Origin of the sequence: Nodosilinea sp. P-1105 (assembly GCF_012911975.1) — a bacterium.
Classification (GTDB): Bacteria; Cyanobacteriota; Cyanobacteriia; order Phormidesmidales; family Phormidesmidaceae; genus Nodosilinea.
Map to the genome: position 1 here is coordinate 21,184 of NZ_SMDQ01000011.1, position 22,828 is coordinate 44,011.

The 22,828-nt window shown below is 57.1% G+C and carries 18 protein-coding genes; 12 read left to right on the forward strand and 6 right to left on the reverse strand.

From position 1 onward, the window contains the following. Positions 1-159: 159 nt before the first annotated feature. From eno to E1H13_RS07120, 6 genes are all read left to right on the forward strand, one after another. The gene (gene eno, locus E1H13_RS07100) at positions 160-1,458 is read left to right on the forward strand and encodes a phosphopyruvate hydratase (protein ID WP_169612711.1); all 1,299 of its coding nucleotides are present in this window, start codon (positions 160-162) and stop codon (positions 1,456-1,458) included. 174 nt (positions 1,459-1,632) lie between these two features. Beyond that, a complete protein-coding gene (locus E1H13_RS07105) occupies positions 1,633-2,169 on the forward strand; it encodes a M67 family metallopeptidase (RefSeq protein WP_169612712.1) in 537 nt (178 codons plus the stop codon). A gap of 76 nt (positions 2,170-2,245) precedes the next feature. Beyond that, positions 2,246-3,418, forward strand: coding sequence for a molybdopterin-synthase adenylyltransferase MoeB (gene moeB / locus E1H13_RS07110; protein ID WP_169612713.1), 1,173 nt, complete (start codon positions 2,246-2,248; stop codon positions 3,416-3,418). A gap of 129 nt (positions 3,419-3,547) precedes the next feature. Continuing rightward, positions 3,548-3,700, forward strand: coding sequence for a hypothetical protein (locus E1H13_RS28275; RefSeq protein ID WP_240966512.1), 153 nt, complete (start codon positions 3,548-3,550; stop codon positions 3,698-3,700). A gap of 24 nt (positions 3,701-3,724) precedes the next feature. Next, entirely contained in the window at positions 3,725-4,018 is a 294-nt protein-coding gene (locus E1H13_RS28280; RefSeq protein ID WP_240966513.1) for a hypothetical protein, read from the forward strand. A 161-nt stretch (positions 4,019-4,179) separates the two neighbouring features. Continuing rightward, complete coding sequence (locus tag E1H13_RS07120) at positions 4,180-4,761, forward strand: hypothetical protein (protein WP_169612714.1); 582 nt, start codon at positions 4,180-4,182, stop codon at positions 4,759-4,761. A 381-nt stretch (positions 4,762-5,142) separates the two neighbouring features. On the opposite strand, the gene E1H13_RS07125 is transcribed toward E1H13_RS07120, so the two are convergent. After that, complete coding sequence (locus E1H13_RS07125) at positions 5,143-6,084, reverse strand: alpha/beta fold hydrolase (protein ID WP_169612715.1); 942 nt, start codon at positions 6,082-6,084, stop codon at positions 5,143-5,145. Positions 6,085-6,196: 112 nt separating this feature from the next. On the opposite strand from E1H13_RS07125, the gene E1H13_RS07130 reads away from it, so the two are divergent. Both E1H13_RS07130 and E1H13_RS07135 read left to right on the forward strand, forming a co-directional pair. Beyond that, positions 6,197-7,687: a hypothetical protein gene (locus tag E1H13_RS07130; protein ID WP_169612716.1), complete on the forward strand. Its 1,491-nt coding sequence runs from the start codon at positions 6,197-6,199 to the stop codon at positions 7,685-7,687. A gap of 75 nt (positions 7,688-7,762) precedes the next feature. Then, the gene (locus E1H13_RS07135) at positions 7,763-8,587 is read left to right on the forward strand and encodes a hypothetical protein (RefSeq protein ID WP_169612717.1); all 825 of its coding nucleotides are present in this window, start codon (positions 7,763-7,765) and stop codon (positions 8,585-8,587) included. Between the two features lie 82 nt (positions 8,588-8,669). Here the strand turns inward: E1H13_RS07135 and E1H13_RS07140 are convergent, their stop codons facing one another. Together E1H13_RS07140 and E1H13_RS07145 are read right to left on the reverse strand one after the other, a co-directional pair. Further along, positions 8,670-9,461, reverse strand: a complete 792-nt coding sequence (locus E1H13_RS07140; protein ID WP_169612718.1) for an RDD family protein — start codon at positions 9,459-9,461, stop codon at positions 8,670-8,672. A 127-nt stretch (positions 9,462-9,588) separates the two neighbouring features. After that, a complete protein-coding gene (locus E1H13_RS07145) occupies positions 9,589-10,554 on the reverse strand; it encodes a hypothetical protein (RefSeq protein WP_169612719.1) in 966 nt (321 codons plus the stop codon). A gap of 100 nt (positions 10,555-10,654) precedes the next feature. On the opposite strand from E1H13_RS07145, the gene E1H13_RS07150 reads away from it, so the two are divergent. Together E1H13_RS07150 and E1H13_RS07155 are read left to right on the forward strand one after the other, a co-directional pair. Continuing rightward, entirely contained in the window at positions 10,655-11,656 is a 1,002-nt protein-coding gene (locus E1H13_RS07150; protein ID WP_169612720.1) for a stage II sporulation protein M, read from the forward strand. A gap of 72 nt (positions 11,657-11,728) precedes the next feature. After that, the gene (locus tag E1H13_RS07155; protein WP_169612721.1) at positions 11,729-13,990 is read left to right on the forward strand and encodes a transglycosylase domain-containing protein; all 2,262 of its coding nucleotides are present in this window, start codon (positions 11,729-11,731) and stop codon (positions 13,988-13,990) included. A 545-nt stretch (positions 13,991-14,535) separates the two neighbouring features. On the opposite strand, the gene E1H13_RS07160 is transcribed toward E1H13_RS07155, so the two are convergent. Together E1H13_RS07160 and E1H13_RS07165 are read right to left on the reverse strand one after the other, a co-directional pair. After that, positions 14,536-14,904 carry a cupin domain-containing protein gene (locus E1H13_RS07160; protein ID WP_169612722.1) on the reverse strand — a complete coding sequence of 123 codons (369 nt, stop codon included), beginning with the start codon at positions 14,902-14,904 and terminating at the stop codon, positions 14,536-14,538. Next, on the reverse strand, positions 14,873-16,660 hold the full coding sequence (locus E1H13_RS07165) for an EAL domain-containing protein (protein ID WP_169612723.1): 1,788 nt from the start codon (positions 16,658-16,660) through the stop codon (positions 14,873-14,875). The genes E1H13_RS07160 and E1H13_RS07165 overlap by 32 nt, the downstream gene beginning before the upstream one ends. Positions 16,661-16,876: 216 nt before the next feature. Here E1H13_RS07165 and E1H13_RS07170 point away from each other — a divergent pair, with 216 nt between their 5' ends. Both E1H13_RS07170 and E1H13_RS07175 read left to right on the forward strand, forming a co-directional pair. Continuing rightward, positions 16,877-18,508: an MFS transporter gene (locus E1H13_RS07170; protein ID WP_256378498.1), complete on the forward strand. Its 1,632-nt coding sequence runs from the start codon at positions 16,877-16,879 to the stop codon at positions 18,506-18,508. Between the two features lie 268 nt (positions 18,509-18,776). Then, the gene (locus E1H13_RS07175) at positions 18,777-22,382 is read left to right on the forward strand and encodes a peptidase (RefSeq protein ID WP_169612725.1); all 3,606 of its coding nucleotides are present in this window, start codon (positions 18,777-18,779) and stop codon (positions 22,380-22,382) included. A gap of 28 nt (positions 22,383-22,410) precedes the next feature. On the opposite strand, the gene E1H13_RS07180 is transcribed toward E1H13_RS07175, so the two are convergent. Then, on the reverse strand, positions 22,411-22,818 hold the full coding sequence (locus E1H13_RS07180) for a response regulator (protein ID WP_169612726.1): 408 nt from the start codon (positions 22,816-22,818) through the stop codon (positions 22,411-22,413). Between the last annotated feature and the right edge of the window lie 10 nt (positions 22,819-22,828).

Consider the following 22,828-nt stretch of genomic DNA (forward strand, 5'->3'; position numbering starts at 1 on the left):
TGCCCATTTAGCTGAGTTCAGTGTCCATGCTACGCATATTGTGTCAGTAGGAAAAAGGGCTCGCTCGGTAGGATACTACAGACTTGTTTACCGTCTGGTACGCTCTCCCCAACAGAGACGTTGACAGCGGTTGATTGAATCACCAACGGAGTAATGGTTATGGTTGCAATTACATCGGTACAGGCGCGGGAAATTCTGGATTCTCGGGGTAACCCCACCGTAGAAGTCGATGTGGTGCTAGAAGGCGGCGCTAAGGGACGGGCCGCTGTACCGTCTGGGGCCTCCACTGGCATTCGGGAAGCCCTGGAATTGCGGGATGGCGATAAATCTCGCTATGGCGGTAAAGGGGTGCTAAAAGCTGTTGCCAATGTGAATGACACCATTGCCCCGGCCATTCAAGGGATGGATGCCGCCGACCAAGGGGCCGTTGACCAGAAAATGCTGGACCTGGACGGCACTGAGAATAAAGGTAAGTTAGGGGCAAACGCGATTTTAGGGGTGTCCATGGCGGTGGCCCGGGCTGCGGCGATCGCCGCCGATACTCCCCTCTATGTCCACCTGGGCAGTGCCGAGTCGGTGCTGCTACCGGTGCCCTGCTTCAACATCATCAATGGTGGGGCCCACGCCGATAACAGCGTTGACTTCCAAGAGTTTATGATTGCCCCCGTGGGTGCCCCCTCCTTTTCTGAGGCCCTGCGCTACGGGGCCGAAGTGTACCACGCTCTGAAGGCCGTGCTGAACGAGGCAGGCTACAGCACCGGGGTGGGTGATGAAGGCGGCTTTGCCCCCAACCTGAAAAGCAATGTGGAATCTATTGAGGTGATTCTGAAGGGGATCGAGAAAGCAGGCCTACGTCCCGGGGCCGACATCGCCATTGCCCTGGACCCGGCGGTGAGTGAACTGTACCAAGAAGATGGCAGCTACCTGTTCTACAATTCTGACAATAGCCGCAAGTCTTCGGCGGAAATGATTGACCTGTGGGAAAGCTGGGTAAACCAGTTCCCCATTGTCTCCATCGAAGATGGCTTGGGCGAGCAAGACTGGGAGGGCTGGAAGGTGATGACCCAACGCCTAGGCGATCGCATTCAGCTGGTAGGGGATGATGCCTTTGTCACCAACCCCGCCATTATTGAGCAGGCGATTAAAGACGGGGTGGGCAATTCGACCCTGGTGAAGGTGAACCAAATTGGCTCGATCACCGAGACCCTGGCGGCAATCAAGATGTCCCATGATGCGGGTTATACCTGCATGGTCAGCCACCGCTCTGGGGAAACCCCCGACGACTTCATTGCTGACCTGGTGGTGGGAGCCATGACCGGCCAAATCAAGTCGGGGGCGCCCTGCCGGGGTGAGCGCTTGTCGAAGTACAACCAGCTGCTGCGGATTGAAGCGGAACTGGGCGATCGGGCCAACTATGCCGGGCTTTCCACCTTTAAGAAGCAGTCGCTGGTGGCTTAGGCATCTTCTAAAAAGTTGGCTCCCCAGTGGTGGGCACCTGCCCACCGTCGACTGGATTTCCGAGCTATAAAGCCATTTGGCAATGGCTCAGGCAGAAGTGCCAAGTCGAGGTAGAGTACAAAACGGTATAAAGGATATATACAAGGACGCGAGCATTAAGCTGATCATAGAGTCGTGGCCATTTATCTTTCTTCACATCATCACGACGCCATGGTGGCGGCCGCAGTAGACGCCTATCCCCAGGAATGCTGCGGCTTAATCCTTGGGCAACGGGAGTTGGATAACAATCGCTGCGATCATCCCCAACCGGAGGACGACGATCGCCAAGTCCTAGACATCGTCCCGGTGGCCAATGCCTGGGAGCCCTCGCTGCTGGACGATACCGACCCCAGTGGTACAGCTGAAGCAGGCCATGGGCGGCGCGATCGCTACTGGATTGACCCTACCGTAATGCTGGGGGTACAAAAGTCTGCGCGGCAGCAGCAGCTAGAGATTATCGGCATTTACCATTCTCACCCGGACCATCCAGCGGTACCCTCAGAATGCGATCGCACCCTAGCCTGGCCCATCTACTCCTACGTCATTCTCTCAGTACAGCTAGGCACCGTTGCCGATCTAACCAGTTGGCGACTTGGCCCCCAGCAGCAATTTCAGCCCGAGCCCGTGAAAATCATCGGCACATCTGCCAACAACAGCCCATTCTTGTCCTAAGCTGAAGAGATGTGTGATTTCGGTATTGCCCCGTACCGTTTCCGTTTGCACTCATCACATTTCCGCCCTGGAGACCATGCTCAACCCTAACCTAGACGACATCCAACTCACCAAAGAGGAGTACGAGCGCTACTCCCGCCACATTATTTTGCCGGAAGTGGGCCTAGACGGGCAGAAGAAGCTCAAAGCCGCCAGTGTGCTCTGTGTGGGCACGGGTGGGTTGGGCTCTCCGCTGCTGCTGTACCTGGCCGCCGCTGGCATTGGCCGCATCGGCATTGTTGACTTTGATCTGGTCGATCAATCCAACCTGCATCGCCAGGTGATCCACAGCGAGTCGTGGGTTGGCAAGCCCAAGATTGAGTCCGCCAAAGGCCGCATCCTGGAAATCAACCCCCACTGCCAGGTGGATCTCTACGAAACCCGGCTCAACGCCGATAACGCCCTCGATATCTTCAAAGACTACGATGTGGTGGTGGATGGCACCGACAACTTCCCGACTCGTTACCTGGTCAACGATGCCTGCGTGCTGCTGAATAAGCCCAACGTCTACGGCTCGATCTTTCGGTTTGAAGGCCAGGCCACCGTCTTCAACTACCAGGATGGCCCCAACTACCGCGATCTATACCCCGAGCCCCCACCGCCGGGGCTGGTCCCCTCCTGTGCCGAGGGCGGCGTGCTAGGGGTACTGCCGGGGATCATTGGCGTGATCCAGGCAAACGAAACCATCAAGGTGATTTTGGGGGTGGGTAATACCCTTAGCGGTCGGCTGCTGCTCTACAACGCCCTGGATATGACTTTCCGGGAACTGAAGCTACGGCCTAACCCGGTGCGTCCCGTGATCGATAAGTTGATTGACTACGACATGTTCTGCGGCATTCCCCAGGCCCAGGAAGAAGCCCAAAAGGCCCTGGCTGAGATTCCTGAAATGACGGTCACCGAACTGAAGCAGGTGCTAGACCAGGGCGACAAGGATGTGCTGCTGCTGGATGTCCGTAACCCCAATGAATATGAGATTGCCAAAATTCCTGGGTCGGTGCTGGTACCCCTGCCCGATATTGAAAATGGCGATGGGGTGGATCAGGTGAAAAACCTGGTCAATGGCCACAAGCTGATTGTCCACTGCAAGATGGGCGGTCGTTCGGCCAAGGCTCTGGGTATCCTCAAGCAGCACGGCATTGCAGGCACCAATGTCAAAGGCGGCATCACCGCCTGGAGCAAAGAGGTAGATCCCTCAGTACCGGAATACTAAGCCGGTCCAGGTCAGGGTTAACCCCCAGACCCCGTTGCCCTGATGGAAATGTTTCCATCAGGGCATTCTGTTTAAAGGCTCGGCCCTCAGCTCAGACCTGCCATCCGCTAAACTTGAAGTACCGGGTATATGACTGCTTGGCTCAACTTTTTATCTCTGATTCCAGCTACGGTCCTGACACTGCTGCTGATCAGCATTGCCTTTCTGCGTTTCTACAATGAACAAGATTTCACCTTCCTCGGACTCATCGCCAACCCCCGCATCTGGAGCAACCTGTGGTGAGCTTGTCGAATCCACCGGCTCACCATGGCGGCCTTCGTGGCTGCGGTTGCTAATTTCGGCGTTGAGTGGGACCGTCGAAACCGAGAGGCAAACCGCCTGGCTGAAGCAGCACAACGCCGAATTGAGGAAGAGCAACGCCGGGTTGAGGAAGAGCAACGCCGAGTTGAGGAACAAGAACAAGCAACTCGCCGAGCTGCAGTCGAAGTTGAACGAGATCTTGCACTCTTAAGCTATCTGGTTGCTCCCTCTGCCGAAAATCAGCGCAAGCTGGGCCTGGTATTAGCAGTTTTGGATGACTACCGCAACGCCCTCAGTTGATCGGGATAGGAGAAGCACTATAGACCAGGTCCAGACAGACCAGGTCCAGACCTGGAGTTTTCCCAGGCAAATCTCCAGGTTTAGGACTTGGATTTGGTTTAGTCCGTTATTTCCCAGGCTTGTTATCATCAAGCACGGGTTCCTTGAGGGAGGATGGACGAATGGTGGCGTGGTTTAGCCGAAGTGTCGGACTGGGGATTGTGACCCTGGGGTTGCTGGCCCCCCCTGCGATCGCATTACCAGGGCAGTCGGTGCGAGTTGTCGAGACCTGGATACGTAATAACCCAACCCTGCGGCCTCGCCCCAACGAACGTTTGACCATTAATCGGGTGGCGGCACCGGGCCAGCGGTTTATCTTTCAGGCGTCTGTGTTTCCAGTCACGGGGGTACAACCCGATGTTAACCGCCGCACCATTCGCACCGAGCGATTTACCTTTGTCGATCACGCTAATCCGATTACCAGCGATCGCCTGGAAGAGTCCCTGCGGCTGATCTATGGTCCTGAGGTGTTCAACGACTATCGCCAGGCAGAAGAGTTGTTTCGCTATCCCCTGCGGGCTGGCACGGCGGCCACCGAGAATCCCAACCTGCGGCTGCGCGGCCATGTGCGGCAGGGGGAACAATTTGCCTACTGGCAAGAACTGGCCTACGACCAGGAAGGCAACGCCTATCTGGGTCGGATGGCGGTGCTGCTGAAAGCGGATCTGCCGCTGCTACAGGCCCACCTGATCGGTGACGAATGAATCTACACCCCAATCGTGGGTTACGGCGGTGACTCAGGTGACCTGCGATCGCCCTAACCCCGCCCACCTAACCCACGCTACGACTTCAAAATATCCTGCGGGGAGGGCAAAGCCTTCCAAAATCTAAAATTCCCCTCCGCTCCCATTCCTCGCTAGGGCGGACACATAGGTCCGCCCCTACGCCACCTTCCCTACCCTCCGGGAAGCCGCTCCGTGTCTACACCTGATCCCCTACCGGTGCATTGCGGCCTCAGGTTGACCGCCGATACCCAGACTCTGGCCGCTAATGCACCCTACGGCTTCAATTCAAAACCCAAAACCTAAAATCTAAAATTCCCCTCCGTTCCCATTCATTGCCAGGACGGACACACAGGTCCGCCCCTACCCATCCACCCATCCACTCCCCCACCCCTTCACCTCCACCTCCCCCAACACCCACTGCTGCAGTAACCCATTCACCTGCTCGGGCACCTCATCATGGGGGCAGTGGCCCGCTTGCAGGTAGTGTTCTGTCAAACTTGGGTAATACTGGCGAAACAGCTTTCCTTTTGCTCGGCAGTTCATCCAGGGGTCCCCGTCTCCCCAGAGCATCAGTAGGGGACAGGTGAGCTTTTGCAGCAGGGCATCCACGGTTTCCCCCTGGCGGGATTTAAACACCGAGGCAAACACCTTAGCGGCCCCTGGATCACAGGCCGGGCGGCGGATATCCTCCACCAATTGGTCGGTAATCGCCGATTTGTCTAAATACACTTGGCTCAAGGTGCGGCGGATAACCGTTGGCTGACGCACGTACTGGAACAGCAGCCAACTGGGCAGGGGTTGCAGCATCAGAGACTGCACCAGCTTGGCGATGGGGGTTAGCCGTTTCGGCGGGGGTTGGCCAGTGGCGGCTTCGGAAAAGGGACCGGCACTGTTCAGTAGTACCAATCCGGCCACAGCATCGGGATGGTTAGCGGCCACGCACAACGCCGCATACCCCCCCAGGGAGTTACCCGCCAGCACCGCTGGTTGGCCGATGACCTCGCTAATAAAGTCATGGAGTTGGGCTTGCCAGAGGCTGCCACTGTAGTCCCAGGCAGGTTTAGCCGATCGGCCAAACCCCAGCAGATCGATCGCCCATACCTGAAAGTCGGCCTGCAACCCTTGAATATTTTTACGCCAGTGGTCGGTCGAGGCGCCAAAGCCGTGGATCAATAGTAGCGGCGGGCGATCCTCCCTGATCTCGCCAGCCCGTACATAGTGAATGGCTTGATCGCGCCAGGTCCAGTAGGTTTCGGCGGGGTTGGTATCGGCGGACAAGGAGTGGGAAACGGCTGCGGCCATGGGTGTCATTCAGGCTTGTTAACAAATATTAATAACCATGGTAGCGAATCGTAAGATGACAAATCGGCCAAGACCAGGCATTGTTTCAAAGGAAGCTCTTGGGTCTACTGCCATGGCTGCGCTATCTCGTTCCCGTAAATCCTCTGATCGCCGCGAATTTTCTAAGTATGAAGCCCGAACTAACCGGTCACGCACGTCTCGCATCTTTGAGAGTGTGATGGCCCTAGCGGCTCTGCTAAATCTGATTTTAGTGATCGGCGATTTAAGCTACATTCCCCTGCGGGATTTGTACCTGCGGTTTCTGCCCGATTTGACCACCTGGTATGGGGAAACCTTTAAGGGCATTGAGCCCCATCGGTTTACCACCCATTACCTAGATACCGTCGATGAATTGGAAGACCAGGTAGCCCAGACCGGCATTACCTCCCCTGAAGCTCAGCTGATTCTGGAGGACTTGCAGCAGCAGAGCGTTGAAATGATTGCCGAAAATCCATTTCAAGTGGCTAATAAGTCAGGGGCGCTGGAGCGGATAAAAAATGAAATGCGCGATCGCATGGACGTTGACTCTGCCTCGGAAGCTATGACCGAATTTTGGAGTTTCGAGCACCTGAGCGAAGCTGGCTTTCCGGGAGAGATTGCCTTTTTCAACAACGACGTCAGACCCCTGATCGAGACTAACTTTTTCCGCAACATTGGCCTCCATGGTGGCTTTGTGGATGTTTTCTGGCGCATTGACATCTGGTTTAACCTGCTATTTGGCCTAGAGTTGCTGGCCCGTAGCTTCTACCTCGATCGCCGTTACAAAAACTTTACTTGGCGGGATGCCATCCTCTGGCGTTGGTACGACCTGCTGTTGATTTTTCCCTTCAGCGCCCTGCGATTACCCTGGCTGGCGCTGCTGCGCGTCGTACCGGTGATTATCCGCATTAACCAGTCCAACATCATCAACCTGGACCCCGTTAAAAACCGCATTAGCCGCTTTGTCATGAGCCAGGTGGCCGTAGAAATTACTGAGGTGGTGGTGCTGCGCATGATTGACCAAATGCAGTCCCTGGTACGAGATGGCACCCTGACCCAAAGCCTACTGCGTACCAATGACCGACGCTACATCGATGTCAGCGGTGTTAATGACCTGGAAGTGCTCTCTCAGCGACTGGTGGCCCTGGCCATCTACAACGTCATCCCCCAGGTGAAACCCGAAGTCGATGCCCTGCTCAAGCACAGCATCCGCCAGGCCTTTGACCAGGCACCGGGTTACAAAGGATTCCGACAGCTGCCAGGCATTAGCGACCTATCGGATCAAGTGGCTCAGCGAGTGGTGGCCCAACTCTCGGCTAACGCCTACGGCATCATTAAAGGCAGCATGGATGACGATACCGGCCGCGATCTCACCCAAAACCTGATGCAAAAATTGACGGAAACGTTCAAAACTCAGATTAAGGAAAACGAAAATATCGAAGAGCTAGAGGCGTTGGTCGTGAACTTTTTAGAGGAGTTCAAGCTGAACTATGTGAAGCGGCTGGCGGCGGCAGATGTGGATCGCTTGATTGAAGAGCGTTATCAAATCTATAACGTCACCCAGCAGACGTTAGGAGACAACTAAGCAACACCCTACCCGACCGGGGTATTGACAGGGCATTTGAGCCGGATATGCTGGCTTTAAGTAGAGGATTTTGCCATGAAAATAACCGTAACGTTACTTGGCCTGGCGGTGGGGATTGCAGCCATGGGCGGTTTTCCAGGACCGCGATCGCCGTTACCGCTGGCCCTAGCCACAGCCCAGGCGGCTGAAGGCTCCTTTAGTGGCACCTTCACAGGCCAGGTTGGCAACACCCAAGCCGTGGTCGACCTCGATCGCGACGACGATGAAATCTACGGGGAAATTTTGGCAGACGGCTATCTCTATCTGTTGATCGCCACCAAGGTGGGGCAGGGGATGGCCCAGGGAGAAGTGTACGATCCCCAAACAGATAGCACCATGCCCGCCGAAATCACCCAGCAGGGCGACCAGTTGAGCATTACCCTCATGGCCAACGGTCAGCCGGTGGCCTTTCAATTTACTCGTGGCACCGCAGCCCCCAGTGCCGCAACCCCCAGTGCCGCAACCCCCAGTGCCGCAACCCCCAGTGCGGCGGTCAGCCCGGGACCAGCCGCGGCCGTACCCGAGGGTGGCCGAGACGGGGCACTGGTGGGGGTTTGGTCATATCAAGATGTGATGACTGGTGGGGGCATGTCCGTGGCGACGGTGCTCTACATGCAGGTTGGTGCCGATGGTCGCTATCGCTATGGCGACGCCCGAACCATGGCCAGTGGGGCTGATTTTGGCGGGGATACGGGTACTGGCGGGGCCACCACCGGGGCCTGGCGCACCGAAAACAACGTGATTTATGTGCAACAGGATGGAGCCGCCCAGTGGACCCCCTATGCCCGGTACGAAGTATCGGGAAATCGGCTTTTGCTGATGTTCAATGATGGCTCTCGACAACTGTGGTACCGGCAATAGGATTTAGGTGACTTTTAGGAAACTTTCTGCCAAGTGGTGGGCAATGCCCACCCTACAAGAGCTGTGGTATCGGCAATAGGACTTAATGAAGGCGATCGCGCTGTTGCTGATAGGCCCAATAGAGGGCTTCAAGGAAAGTGTCGGTGGTCATTTCTGTGGGGAGGGTCTCTAGCTCCACCTGCGCCTTAAACCGTCGGGCCAGTTGGTCACTGACCTGGGCTCTTGCCTTGGGGCTCATGGCCGAGCGCCGCTGCAAGAACTCGCGGATGGTGGCCAAGTCATCGGGGGACAGCTGCGCCAGGTTGATCACCCCCAGTAGGTCTTTGCCGATCATCTGGGAGCGTTCGGGTATACCAATTTGGCCTCGGGTGTTGGGGTCTACCTGCACCACCACGGTTCCTGCCAGCCTATCCCCCAGGCGTTTTTCAGTTTTGCTCAGCAAAATGCAGAAGAAGCCAATAAAGAAGCTGTCGTCAACCGGTCGCAACAGCGATCGCAGGGTGGCCTGGGGCAATCGCTCCGGCTGGCCATTATCCCGAATCACCCGGATTTTGGTGTAACGTTTGCCAGGGGTTTGGCCGTACCAGGCCGTCTCAAACCCAACAAAATAGCCCACATACAGGGCAAAGGCGAAGACCCCGTAAAGGGCCGTCAACCACAAGCCTACCGTCTCGCTGGCGGCCCCCAGGGTGGCTGGGTTAGCCAGCAGCTGCACCAGCAGAAAACTGTACAGTAGGGTCAGCCCTAGCAACCCTAGCCCCAGGCAGACGTAATCGATCACCAACGCCACCGCTCGGCTGCCAATGCCCGCCAGCACAAACTCCAATTCCACACTTTCGGGGGTGCGAATGGTGACTGTGTTAAATAATGCCATCCCGGTTCCAGGCCCTTGCTTTAGGTGTCCTGCCGTGGGCTGGCTGTAGGGTATCCCTAGCAGTACCGTAGTCCACCCCCCCGGCAAACGTGATTTTATGTCTAAGCTGCCCCATCTCTCCCCATCCCTAGTTAGATGAATGGCGCAGTTCTAGGTCCAGTCCTTCACGCCGGCTGCGTAAATCGTAGTACAGCACCCCCTTAACCGCCTGCCAGAGGGGTAACACAAAAATGCTGCCCACCAGGCTAAGCACCAGTCCCAATGCCGTAGCGATCGCAGAGAAAGCCGTATTTCCCGGCAAAAGCTCAATCAAAAGGGTAGGGATATAGTTAGTCACCATCACAATCGGAATCTGAATTAAAAAGGTGGCTAAAAACACCACCTGAATTCTCACCACCGAGCCGCTGGTCAGGTCCCAGCTGCGGCCCATACTGCCACCAGCGTCTTGATTGGGTTCAATTGCCAGCACCACCTCCGCAATAAACAGCCGAGCGGCGATCCAAATCAGACTAATCAATAAAATGGCTCCCCCCAACATCAGCCCTAGCAAGACCCCCACAACGCCCCCCACGGCCTCATTAATCAGGGCGGACAAGATACCAGCGGTTAAAAAGCCTAGCGCCCCGCCAGCAATCAAGGCGGCCAAGGTACCGATGAGATAAGCGGCCATATAGGCGAGCAACAGCACCACCCCCAGCAGCAAAAACTGTCCTAATTTAGGGGCCACTTGACGCCGGGCCTGTAACGAGACTTCCGGTTGATCTAGCAAATCGCGAAACGATAGGCGACCAATCACGCTAGAGAGCATGTAATACTTAGCGGAGCCATACAGCAGTGGCAAAAAGCCGATCGCCGCCCCCAGCAAGCCGCCTAAAACCCCCAGCAGCTCGCCACCAACGGCTGTGAGCAATCCAGCAAACAGAACAATCGATAGCATCAGCCCAATCACGCCCCCGATTAACCAAACCATGGCCAGGGCCGCCAGTTGGAAAAAGGTTTGGAAGCGATCGCGGTACAGGCGAATGCCAGCACTGACGACATCGCCAGGGTTGAGGGGGCCGAGCTGACTGCCCGGACTGGTGGATGGGGTCATGGGTACAGTCTCCTAATACATTGGTCGAGTAACCGGTAGCCATCGATTTCGAGAGTAGCCTACACTTCAGTCAAGCCGAACCATTTTCCCGATGTACTTCATGAATATTCAGCGTTGGATGGCTCGCCGTGAGCCCACCTGGCGGCAATTTGAGACCCTACTCAGCCAAGCCGAAACGCGAGGGCTGCCCACTTTGTCCAGCCATCAGGTGCGGCAGATGGCCAGCCTGTACCGCTCGGTATCTGCGGATTTAGCCCGGGCCAAAAGTCACGGGGTGGGGCCAGCGGTGGTCAAAGACCTGCAACATCTGACCAGCCGGGGCTATAGCCAAATTTACCAGGGGTCGCGACGGCAAGAATGGCAAGCCCTGTGGGATTTTTGTAGCTACGGGTTTCCCGAAACCATCCGGCAAACTTGGGGCTATATTGCCGTCGCCACCCTCCTGTTTGGGCTTGGAGGCGGTATCGGCTGGTGGTATGCCTGGCAAGACCCCAGCTTTATGAGCCTAGTTCTGGGGCAAGGGTTTGTGGAAGAGGTGAAAACCAGTCAAGAACTCTGGACCGTCTCGATCATGGGCATGGAACCGGTGGCCTCTAGCGGCATCATGATCAACAACATCACGGTGGCCCTGCGGACCATCGTTGGTGGGGTGACAATGGTGATGCCCCAAGCCCCCTGGTTGATGCCGCCTGGGGTCTTCACCATTTTTGTGTTGGTGATGAATGGGCTGATGATCGGCTGTGTGGGGGTGTTAGTGGCCCAAGCCAATTTGGCCTACGATCTCTGGGCTTTTGTGTTTCCCCACGGAGCCCTAGAGCTACCGGCTATTTTTATCGCTGGCGGGGCCGGATTACTCCTGGCTAAAGGCATCTTGCTGCCTGGGGTCTACCGTCGCCGGGATGCCCTAGGAGTCTATGGTTTACAAGCGGCCAAGCTCCTATATGGCTTAATTCCTATGCTGGTGATTGCCGGTCTAATCGAAGGCTTCTTTTCACCCCAAACCTGGATACCGAATCCGTTGAAGTATGCCGTGGGTATAGCCCTGTTGATAGCCCTCGGGCTCTACTGTGGTCGCCAGCGCCCAGCCTTAAAATTGGACTAGGGGCCATGGCACTTTTGCCCCTGCTGACTACAATAGGGTCTGTACCTATGGTTGGGTCTTGCCTGTTGCCCCATGACGCCTCCAAATCCTCCCCAGCCCCGCAACACCTTTGTGAAGACAGTGACCCAAGTGGTCCAGGCGGTTCAGGCCAAGGTTGACTTTGGCCAACTGGCCGTGAAGCCAGGTGCCCGTACCGCCGAACTTCAGGTGACGGCCCAGGGCAAACAGGCCACCTATCCCCTGCTGGGGGAGCACTACATTCTGGGCCGCAGTTCCTCCCAGTGCGACATTGTTGCCCCCAGTCCGATTGTCAGCCAGGTGCACGCCACTCTAACTCGCGACACCAACCGTCCAGGCCAGCCATTTGTGCTCAAGGACCGCAGCTCCACCAACGGTATTTATCGGGATAAAAAGCGGATCACCAAAACCGTGATGAATCACGGGGATGTGTATACCCTGGGGCCAGCAGAACTAGCCGATGCGGTCACTCTGCGCTATTTAGATCCACCCCCTTGGCATGTTAAAACCGCCCGCTACACCCTCTATGGCTTTACCGGCCTGTCGCTCTTAATCGGTGCCTGGATCGTCGGCATTGAGTGGCCCAAGATTCCGGTGCGGCCTTTGCCCGATTCCGTTCAGGGGCCGGTGATGATCTATGCCCAGGAAAATGGTGAAACAATTCCTCTGCGGGAACAGCGCACCCAAGCCCATTTGGAACTGCGCCGCATGGGGGACTTTTCCCCCTATGTGTCCAAGGCGGTGATTGCCTCAGAAGATACCCGCTATTACTGGCACCTGGGAGTTGACCCCATTGGTATTGCCCGGGCTTCATTCATCAACCTGCAAGGGGGCACCATCCGCCAGGGGGGCAGTACCCTGACCCAGCAGCTGGCCCGCAGTGTTTACCGGGAGTATGTGGGGACGGAAGATTCTGCGGGACGCAAGCTGCGGGAAGCGATCGTGGCCTTAAAGCTGGAGACGTTCTATAGCAAGAACCACATCCTGCTCACCTATCTCAACCGGGTGTACCTGGGGGAAAATCTCTACGGGTTTGAGGATGCGGCCCAGTTTTACTTCGACAAACCCGCCCGCGACCTCACCCTGTCAGAAGCCGCCACTCTGGTCGGAATTTTGCCCGGGCCGAATGCCTTTAACCCGGTACAAAACTATGACGCCGCTGTGTTTTACCGCAACCGGGTGCTAGACCGCATGGTGGCCCTGGGGATGGTCACCCAGGAGGAAGCTCGCCGGGCTCGGCGATCGCGGATTGAGATCAGCCCTGACGCCATCGAGCAATTACAGAGCACCCGAGCTCCCTACTTCTATAGCTACATCTTTCAGGAGCTGGAGGCTGTGCTGGGTACCTCCCTGGCCCGGGAAGGCAACTTTCTGGTGGAGACAGGCCTGGACCTGAACCTGCAACGGGCAGCAGAGTCCGCCCTAGCCCAGGACGTGGCGACCCGGGGGGCTACCCTGGGCTATTCCCAGGGAGCGGTGGTAACCCTCGATACCGCCAGTGGCGAAATCCGAGCCATGGTGGGCGGGGTCAACTACGAGACCAGTCAGTTCAACCGGGCCTCCCAGGCTCTGCGCCAGCCCGGGTCTACCTTTAAGCTCTTTGCCTTTGGGGCCGCCCTAGAAGACGGTATTCCCCCCAGTCGCGCCTTTGGCTGCGACTCGATGGTGTGGAATGGGCAGCGGTTTGCGGGCTGTCGCTCTGGGTCAGCACCGCTGGATATGTACGCCGGTATGGCCCGCTCAGAAAATGTGGTGGCCCTGCGCATTGCCCAGGCGGCTGGTCTGCGGGATGTGATTCAGGTGGCCCAGCGCCTGGGAATCGAGTCGCGGCTGGTGGCGTCCCCAGGGCTGGTGCTGGGGGAAAGTGAAGTCACCCCCCTGGAAATTACCGGCTCCTTTGCGGCGGTGGCTAACAATGGGGTATGGAACCGGCCCCATGGCATCGTGCGGGTGCTGGATAGCAGTGATTGCAGCGATCGCGAAGATTTGAGCACCTGTCGCGTTGTTTACGAGTTCGGCCAGGCGGGGGATGCCGACCGCCAGGTGATGGAGCCTGGCATTGCCAACACCCTAACCAGTCTGTTGCAAGGGGTGGTACAGGGGGGCACCGGGCGCAATGCCTTTTTGGGTCTGGGGGAGTCCGGTAAAACCGGCACCACCGACGACAACCGCGACCTCTGGTTTGTCGGTTCGGTGCCCGGTCGGGGGCTGACCACTGGGGTCTGGCTGGGCAATGATGACAATTCCCCCACCCGGGGCAGCAGTGGCCAGGCGGCAACTGTTTGGGGCGATTACATGCGGCAGGTGACCCGTTAACGGCACCAGGCCAGGCGAAGTGCAGCGTCAAGACTTGAATTTAGGGTTTCCAGATGTAGAGATTTGGTGGCATCAAGGTCCGAAATCCCCTCCTTTGGAGGCCTGTGCTGTATAGCCTGCGGCATGGCTTCGCTAGCGTGTAGCGGCCCCGGAGGGGCAACTTGTCGAAGTAGGTAGGGGTGGGTCAAGCAAGCCCGAAGGGACCCACCCCGCCCTCCGGGCACCCTTCCGTGGGAGGGGATGAAAGATCCTGATGTGTTGAAGCGACCTCCCTGAGGATTAAAAGGCTTTTGCAAAGCACTTGCCCTAATTTTTAGTCTTGACAGACCACTAGAACACTGGTGCAGATCCCAGCGGGTGACTAATGGCGATGCCCTTCGATAGAGCAGGAAGAAACCCGGTGACGGCGGTTCCTGGGGTTGGTGGGCAGAGCCCACCCTACGATCGGAGCCGTGTTTCTTAGGAGGGTTCTGTCCTGGGGTGCCCCGAAACCCATGGCCAATCAGCCTAAGAACCCTGGGATCTTGACAGACCGTACCGATGCGCTAGGCAGGGTCGTAAACAGTTTCATCCGCCTGGCGCCAGGCGGGATCCACGATGCAGATAAACACCAACGGTTCTGTGCCGGTATTGTGAATGTATTGGCGGGCATTGGGGGGAATGTAGACCGCATCCCCTGGGTGGACCGGGTGGTGCTCCTCGCCAATGTGCATTTCTCCCTGGCCGGACAGAATGTAATATACCTCTGAGGTGGTTAAGGCATGGGGGGTGGATACTTGCCCCACAGGCACCGTGGCGTGGGCCAGACTGTAGCGGAGGGCGATCGCCTGCTTATCCGGGTGCAATAGTTCCCGCAGCTGGGTGCCGTCTCCAGCGGTAAACTCAGGGCAGTTGCGTAGTTGGCGAATCAGCATAGGGGGTAGCCGAGTTTTGGAGGGTGGAAACGCTGGGGCTAGGCTGGACCGCTAGGGGATGGCCCAGGCGCTCTACCAGCATAGCCTCAATGGCATCCGGGGCTAAGGGCCTGGAGAAGAGATAGCCCTGACCCAGCTCACACCGCAGGGCCTTCAATTGAGCGTAGTGTTTAGAGGTTTCAATGCCTTCTGCCACCACATCCAGACCCAAATTCCAGGCTAAGCGCACCACCGACTGTAGAATTTCTAGCTTCTCAAAGTCCTGATCGGCATTTTCGATAAACGATCGATCAATTTTCAAGCAGTCAAACGGAAAGCGATGCAAATAGCTTAAAGAGGAGTAACCTGTGCCAAAGTCGTCCACCAAAAGTTGAATCCCCATAGCCTTGAGTTGGTGGAGGATGGTGATAATGGTATCAGAGTTATCGATCAGAACACCTTCTGTGATTTCAATTTTCAGGCGATGGGGATCAAACCCAGTGCGGCTCAAAATTTCCCCTACGTTTTGAACCAGATTGGGCTGGGTAAATTGCTTGCTTGACATGTTCACACTGACGGTAAAGGCGGCCATGGCCGGATACTTGCTCGTCCAGATTTGCATTTGGCGGCAAGCTTCCTCCAGGACCCACCAGCCCAGGGGAATAATTAACCCGGTCTCTTCAGCGATAGGAATGAAGTCAACTGGGGGTAACAGGCCACGGGTAGGGTGCTGCCAGCGCACCAGGGCTTCAAAGCCGGTGATGGTTTGGTTACTGATGGTCACAATCGGTTGATAATGCAACCGCAATTCCCCTTTGGTCAGTGCCTGTCTCAGGCCAATTTCCAGTTGTAGCCGTTGGTCTTGCTGAATCTGCAAGGAGCTGTCAAAGATATGCCAGCCCTGGGTGGGCATGTCTTTAATTTGATACATCGCTGTATCCGCATCCCGCAGCCAGAGGTCAGGACTGTCGTAGTTTCCTGGTCCTAGGGCAATGCCAATGCTGGCATCGATGTAAACATCCTGGGCTTGCAACTGAAATGGCTGAGTTACCACCGACCGTAGTTGTTCGGCTATGGCAATGGCGCTAGAACCCGTAGGAATATCTTCAATTAAGACAGCAAACTCATCTCCTCCCAGCCGAGCCAGGGTATCTTCAGGTCGTAGAGCTGCCCTCAGGCGGCTACCCAACTCAATCAGCAATTGATTGCCAACCCCATGGCCCAGGTTGTCGTTCACCACCTTAAAGCGATCTAAATCAATAAACAGCAGGGCCATTAAGAGGCCGGGGTGCTCTTGGGCCCGGGCTAGGGCGTGACTAACCCGGTCTAAAAATAGCGATCGGTTGGGTAATCCGGTCAGTTCATCGTGGAAAGCCTGCTTCAGCAGCGCCGCCTCCCGGTGTTTGTAGGGAGAGATGTCCTGGATGGTCAGTACGATCCCGCCTGCGGGCTGACCCGGCGCAGGCCCGCCACTAACGGCAACCCACCGGGGGTTCTGATGGTCGCCATCGACTAAGATCAGCTCTTCTGCTTGTAAAACCTGCCCAGCCTGTAGCCGTTCCAGGGGCGTTTCTGAGGCGTTTAGTGGCCGCAAGTGGTGATCGAGCCATTGTCTCTGAGCATCGCCAGAGCTGCGCCAATTTTCCCCTAAGGGATCGCCAAAAATGACGTTTGCTCTTGCATTACTAAAGCAAACGTACCCTTCTGCATCGATCACAAGCACAGCTTCATGCAGACCGTCTAAGATCGATCGATAGATCTGTGGGGATAGGGGCATAGCGTAAGCCTGGCAAGGGGTACGGTAAGGCTAGCAGGGATATAAGCTGATATCAATCCGGGTCGCAGCCCCAAGGTAAGATCCATGGGACTGCCAGCAGCGTCAGTCTAGTGTGCCCTGGGCGTGCTCAAAAACCCCTTGGTCCAGGCTTTGATGACCTTTGGGCTGTCCTTTGGGCCATTGGTGCCAGTCTTTTCGTACGGTGTTGTGCCTACTATGACCAAGTCGCATACCTTCTGGGAGACATGGGGTGGGCCCCTGGGACTATGTCTGACCTTGTTTATGCTGTCTTACACCATTGGGGTGGTGCAGCCAGTGATGCCGCCCCTGGTGCGGGAATTTAACTCTAGCGTTGGCTATGTGCAGTCGGCTTTGGTATTGATGTCGTTGGTTACCGCCTCGTTTATTCCCACCACTGAAAACCTGAGTCGGCGGCTGGGGCGTCGCCCCCTGCTGGGCATAGCCCTGCTATTGTATGCCCTGGGTCTATTGGTGATGATCCTCAGCCCCAATATCGGCATCTTTACCCTGGGCTTAGCAGGGCTGACGGGGCTAGGGGCGGCGGTGCTGGTCAGCACCCCGGTGGCGATGATGGATGGGTTGTACCAGAATGAGGGAGCCCGTAAATATGGTCTGGTAGCTCTGGCGATCGCTGGTATATTGGGTTCCCTCACTGGCTCCATCCTCGGCGGGGTTATGGCCTTTGACTTTAGCTGGCGTTGGGCCTTTGCCTTTGAACTGGCGTTAATTCCCGCGATCTGGTATCTCGTGCGACGGGTGGTAGTGCCCACCCCTGTTACCACCCAGGGTATTGACTGGGTGGGTGGTCTGCTGTCAGTGGTAGGGTTTGGCTTCACCCTGGTGGGACTTAGTCTGGCGGCTGAGTTGGGCTGGTGGCAACCCAGGGCCGATCCCCAGACGTTAGCCTTTTTCCTGGCCCCGTTTGGCATTTCCATTGCCCCGGTCTTAATCGCCTCTGGGCTCATTTGTATCGGTCTACTGATCTTTTGGGAGCGGCAGCGATCGCGTCAGGGCTACCCACCGCTGCTGCGGCTGGGGGTATTTAACCGGCGGATCTATACGATCGGGCTGACGATCGGCACCCTGCACACCATGGCTACAGTGGGGGTGCAGTTTAATCTGTTTCAGTTTATTCCAGCGGTCGTGGGGCTGAACCCGGTGCAAACGGCGATCGCCGTCATCCCCTTTACCCTGACGCAACTGGTGGTATTGCTGGTGCTAGCCAAGCGACGGCCCCAGTTTCCCCCCCGCTATTTGTTGCAATTAGGCTTGCTGATTAAGAGTATTGGCATCGCCCTGCTAATGGCGGCGGTGCGGCCGCCGGTCACCAGCCTCGGCCTGCTACCCTCCCTGGTCGTGATGGGCCTGGGTACAGGACTCTTTGGCACCTACATTACCTCCCTCACTTTTGCAGACACCTCTGAAGCTGAACGAGCCGAGGCCAGAGGGGTATACCGGCCTTTTCAAAACCTGGGTGCTTCCCTGGGGCGGGGGATTTTAGGCACCGTTTTAGTGGGTACAGTGTCGATGAAAATTGTGGATGGCGTTGTGGCTGATTTAGGGGAATCCATTGACCCTTTAGTACGCCGTGAGGCTATTCGGGCGTTATTAGTAGCCATTCAAACCCTTCGTCGCAGTGAGCGCCAGGAGCTATTTGCCGAGCTGCCCGAGCGGGTTCAGCCCGTCCTCAACAGTATTTTGCAAACCGCCGCCACAGAAGCGATGCAGCTTACCCTGGGGGTTATTTTGGGACTGTGTCTACTGTGTCTGGGGTTATCCTGCTTGTTGCCCAAGACCGTCAGAACGCTAGAGGCCCCGATTGAGTAGATCTAATTCAGTTTCTGTAGGACGGTAAAGTCAGCTAGACTTCTGGAAATTCAGGGGAGGATGATGAAGCTTAACCTAAGCGGCTGCCCCTAACCTTGCCTTTAGAGCATTGGTACAGGATGTCAAGATCCCAGGTTTTTTTGGACTGATTGGCCATGACTTTCGGGGCAACCCAGGGCAGAACCCAGGGATCTGTACCGGCGTTCTCGGTACGTTGAGCCGCCCAGCTTGACCAGACAAGTCTAACCATTCACGTGATAGGTCACCCATGGCAGAATCCTTTCTCGACCAATTTTGGCACCTGGTAAGGGGGGCCCTGAGCCTGGATCCTGATATCTTTGCCGATCTGGCCACCTTTGCCTATGGGGTCTGGATTGCACTCCTGGTGCTGCTTCTGGCTGGTTTGTCGGAGGCCATTGGCCAGAGCATTGTGTTGTTTGTTAACCGGGTAAAGCCCTTTCGCTTCGCCCTCAGCCTGGTCACCTCTGCCTTGATTTTTGCGGCCACTTACCTGTTTTGGGTGGTTAGCATCTGGGGGGTGGTGGAGTTTTTGTTCGCCATTGACACGTCCATCCCTCAATTAGCGATGGCCCTGGCCCTCTGCTACGCCCCGATGATGCTGGAATTTCTGGTGGCGTTGCCCTACTTTGGCCTGCCGATTTCGGTGTTGCTATCGATCTGGACCTTGCTGGCCATTTTTGTCGGCCTAGAATCTAGTCTGGGCCTGACCTCCTGGCAGGCCATGGTCACCGCCGGGCTGGGTTGGTTGGTGTTGCAGCTGGGCCAACGCACCATTGGTCGCCCTCTGACGGTACTAGCTCAATGGTTGCAGACGCAATCGGCTGGGTTGCCCTTGGTGACGAATCGGGCCGAACTAAAGGAGTTGCTGGATGCTGCTAGCCACCCTAGCCGCTCAGCGGCTGACATCCTCTGGTTAGAGGAGGGGGTCAATCAGCCCCAGGTCGCCTCGGCCCGGCGGATTTATCGTTGGATTGCCTTTGCCTTTTTAGGCTTTGTGGGGTTGGGGATGGTCGCCAGTTCCCGGCAGGGGGTGGCGATCTGGCTGCAGGCGCTGGACGAAACCACCAAACTGATCGTTGACTTGGTCACGATTACCCTTCTAGCTGCTGGGGTGGCGGTTCTGCTGACTCCCCTTGAGTCGCTGAGTTGGTGGGCTGGTTGGCAGAGGGAACAGCCGATCAATCCCGGGGTGCCGGTTCGTCCGCCTGAGGAGGACACAGCCATTAGTCGCTACGTCACCTATTTAGATGGCATTAACCAGGGCAGCTATGACTATTTGCCAGAGGTCGAGCGATTCTTGGCTGGTCTGGGTGAGCTGCTGCCCGCTGACATCCTGCTGGTTAAAGGCATCATTCCCTACTCGGTGAGTAACCGCAGGCTGGCCACAGGTAACCCCTTTGCCTGGGTCTGGCGGTTGGTCGATACCCTTAGAGCCGCAGTGCCACAGCTGCCGTTTGGCTTTATCGTTAATATCCGCAATATTGTCGCGGTGATGGTTTCTGCCGATGCCCGCTATGGGCCGATCCAAAATCGAGGGCTGGCCCAGGTGCTTTACGATAGTCTGCTGTACTACGGCTACCAACCCGGCAGCGGCACCCCGATCACCCTGATTGGCTTTAGCGGCGGCGGTCAAATGTCCATGGGCTCGGCTCGCTATCTGGTCCAGGCAACCAAAGCTCCCATTGAGGTGATTTCCATTTCCGGGGTGATCAGCGGCAACACTGGGGCAATGCAGACAGAGCGGGTGTATCATCTGGTGGGCGATCGCGACCTAGTGGCTAAGTCGGCAAGTTGGTACTTTCCGGCTCGCTGGCCCATCGCCCTGTTATCAAGTTGGAATATGGCCAAACGCCGGGGTCGGATTCTGACCGTATCCCTGGGGGACGTGGGCCACAGCGGCAAGACTGGTCCGATGGCAGCGGAGGCATGGCTGCCTGATGGCCGCAGCCACTTGCAGCAAACCGTCGACGTTGTCGCTGGCATTTTTCTTCAGGATTGGGCTCGCACCGGGTTAGATCGGCACCAATTTTTTCGCCCTAGCAACTACGAGCTTTACCTGGCTGCCCCCTTCAACCGGCCCGAGTATTACCCGGTGGGGCCAAGGCCCAACCCTGATCTATACCAACCGCTGGAGGCCTGGCTGGGGCGGCTAATTCTGCCAGATTCTGCGGGGGTATTGCCGCGATCGCCAGTGCAGATCGAAATTCACCATGCCCCGCTGGCCTATGAGCATCTTGTGGGCCGCACCATGGCCTTGCAATGGAGTGCTGATCCGACCGTACAGGCCTACGTCAAGCTGGTGACCATGGATGTGGCCTTCGCCGAACAGGTGCAGGTCAGCCGCCGCCAGGGGGTCGTCCATCCTGATCGCATCAACCACTGGCCCCAGGTGGACCCGCTGGAATCCATCGCTGGCGCTCACCCCATCGACGATGTGATGGTGCAGTTGCCGGAGCCGGTGCAGGTGTTGGGTGACCAAGACGCCCCTACCCTGGTGATTCAGGCTGACCCGATCCACATCTCCGGGCGCTATTATGGCCTGGTACAAATCCTGGAACCCGTGGGGGACGATCGCTTCCGGGTGCGTCACTACAGCAAAGTGACAGGCCAGTTTGATGGCCCCGAGGAGGTGGTCTATGCCCCGGCGGTGCAGCCCAACCGAGATGATATTTACCAGTCCACCACCCGCCAGATCGAGCGATCCCCCCTGAATTCAGGGGGCTGGTACATCTATGGTGCCCTGAATAGCGATGGGGAGTTTGTGGTGCAGGCGATCGCCCCGTACCACCTGTTTGATCTGACGGCAGATCGGGTAGTGACTGGCTCAAAAGCCACCCTCCGCTACCTCAAGGCCGACTACTGGCGAGACACCCGTCAGCAAAAGGGCCAGGTGGTTAACGCCCTGCTTTTACCAGACCTGGACCCCCAAGCCCTGGGAATTCCCAAGCCTGACGACCTCTGGCAGGAGGGCGATCGCGCCCTAGTGATGGAAGTCTATGGCGGGGTAGGCGGCCCCAAACAGGAACCCGGCGTGATTGCCGGTACGTACTTTGGCCATTTCTCCTTTGGGGTGGCCCACGTCATCCAGGAGCCCTTGACGGACAAACGGCGGTTCGCCATCGACTACCGGCAGATTTTCACCCACAGCCCCGAGGCGGTGATTGCCGGATCTGTAGGCTGGACCCGGTTCATGGGCGATCGCCAGTTTGGCCGGGTGGGCTTTCGCCCTGTGGCCCATGTGTTGATCAAGTTTCCGCCGTTCACCACAGACTACGACTTCGATGGAGTCACCTTTTCCCCCATGCAGCGGCTGATTCGCGAGCTAGACGTGATGGCCGCCCGCTACCGCGTTGGCGATGGCACTGGCACCACCTCCGTCAGCCCGGTCAACTCCTGTGTGCAGGACTCGGTGCAAGCCCTGACCACCGCCCTCAACCGCATGTTGGCCGAATTTCAGCTGAATCCCCTGATGCTCAAGTGGCTGCGCGAACATCCCGACCACGAGCAAACCCAACGGTTCTGGTTACTCAAAGACCTGTTGACATCCCTAGAAGCCAGCCTCATGCCCCCCGCCTTTGCCCGCTCAGACTGGCGCACCGGGGAACTGACCCTGGGCCGCTTCGTGGGAGAAACCCCCGTGCAAACCCTGGTGGATGCCCTGGCCAGCTGGCGGTCAGTTTTCCCCCGCCTGGCCCATGACATTATGGCGATGATTTTTCTGCAGCTGGGAGCCACCGTCTGGATTATCCGGGCTAATCAAATCGGGGGCGACGATCCCGACATTGAGCCCGTTGCCCCCACGGACTTTGGCTTTTGGGTACCTGGGGTTAAGCGGGCTCGGCGATTGGGGTGATGGGGTGATGGGGGTGGTGGTGGAGAGCCTATGGGTCAGCCCGGAGACTTGAATCCAGGCTATTCCAGTGCAATAGCTGCGACACATAGGCCGAAAGGGTGATGGGGTTAAAGGGCTTGGGGATGGTGCCAGCAAAGCCCATCTGGTGCAACTCTGGCAGCGTAAACCAATTGGCCCGGTTCGTGATTAGCACAAGGGGTACAGCCAGCGATACCGAGTACTGCTTCAGCTGTTCAATAAACACTAGGGCATCGGCTTCTGGAGCTGAGGCATCCACCAAAATTGCATCGGGATGGACTAAGCCACATAACCCGATCCCTTCCTGGATGGACGTAGAGGCCGTCACTCTCCAACCACCCAGCTCTCGCAAACAAGCACTCAGCACTTCACGAATGCTCGGCTCATGCTCAATTAACAGAATAGACTTAGGGGCCATAGCATTATGG

Bases quoted from the DNA above. Each gene is read 5' to 3' on its own strand.
- eno (WP_169612711.1), top strand. From the start codon at position 160: ATGGTTGCAATTACATCGGTACAGGCGCGGGAAATTCTGGATTCTCGG.
- moeB (WP_169612713.1), top strand. From the start codon at position 2,246: ATGCTCAACCCTAACCTAGACGACATCCAACTCACCAAAGAGGAGTAC.
- E1H13_RS28275 (WP_240966512.1), top strand. From the start codon at position 3,548: ATGACTGCTTGGCTCAACTTTTTATCTCTGATTCCAGCTACGGTCCTG.
- E1H13_RS28280 (WP_240966513.1), top strand. From the start codon at position 3,725: ATGGCGGCCTTCGTGGCTGCGGTTGCTAATTTCGGCGTTGAGTGGGAC.
- E1H13_RS07120 (WP_169612714.1), top strand. From the start codon at position 4,180: ATGGTGGCGTGGTTTAGCCGAAGTGTCGGACTGGGGATTGTGACCCTG.
- E1H13_RS07125 (WP_169612715.1), bottom strand. From the start codon at position 6,084: ATGGCCGCAGCCGTTTCCCACTCCTTGTCCGCCGATACCAACCCCGCC.
- E1H13_RS07130 (WP_169612716.1), top strand. From the start codon at position 6,197: ATGGCTGCGCTATCTCGTTCCCGTAAATCCTCTGATCGCCGCGAATTT.
- E1H13_RS07135 (WP_169612717.1), top strand. From the start codon at position 7,763: ATGAAAATAACCGTAACGTTACTTGGCCTGGCGGTGGGGATTGCAGCC.
- E1H13_RS07140 (WP_169612718.1), bottom strand. From the start codon at position 9,461: ATGGCATTATTTAACACAGTCACCATTCGCACCCCCGAAAGTGTGGAA.
- E1H13_RS07145 (WP_169612719.1), bottom strand. From the start codon at position 10,554: ATGACCCCATCCACCAGTCCGGGCAGTCAGCTCGGCCCCCTCAACCCT.
- E1H13_RS07150 (WP_169612720.1), top strand. From the start codon at position 10,655: ATGAATATTCAGCGTTGGATGGCTCGCCGTGAGCCCACCTGGCGGCAA.
- E1H13_RS07155 (WP_169612721.1), top strand. From the start codon at position 11,729: ATGACGCCTCCAAATCCTCCCCAGCCCCGCAACACCTTTGTGAAGACA.
- E1H13_RS07160 (WP_169612722.1), bottom strand. From the start codon at position 14,904: ATGCTGATTCGCCAACTACGCAACTGCCCTGAGTTTACCGCTGGAGAC.
- E1H13_RS07165 (WP_169612723.1), bottom strand. From the start codon at position 16,660: ATGCCCCTATCCCCACAGATCTATCGATCGATCTTAGACGGTCTGCAT.
- E1H13_RS07170 (WP_256378498.1), top strand. From the start codon at position 16,877: ATGACCAAGTCGCATACCTTCTGGGAGACATGGGGTGGGCCCCTGGGA.
- E1H13_RS07175 (WP_169612725.1), top strand. From the start codon at position 18,777: ATGGCAGAATCCTTTCTCGACCAATTTTGGCACCTGGTAAGGGGGGCC.
- E1H13_RS07180 (WP_169612726.1), bottom strand. From the start codon at position 22,818: ATGGCCCCTAAGTCTATTCTGTTAATTGAGCATGAGCCGAGCATTCGT.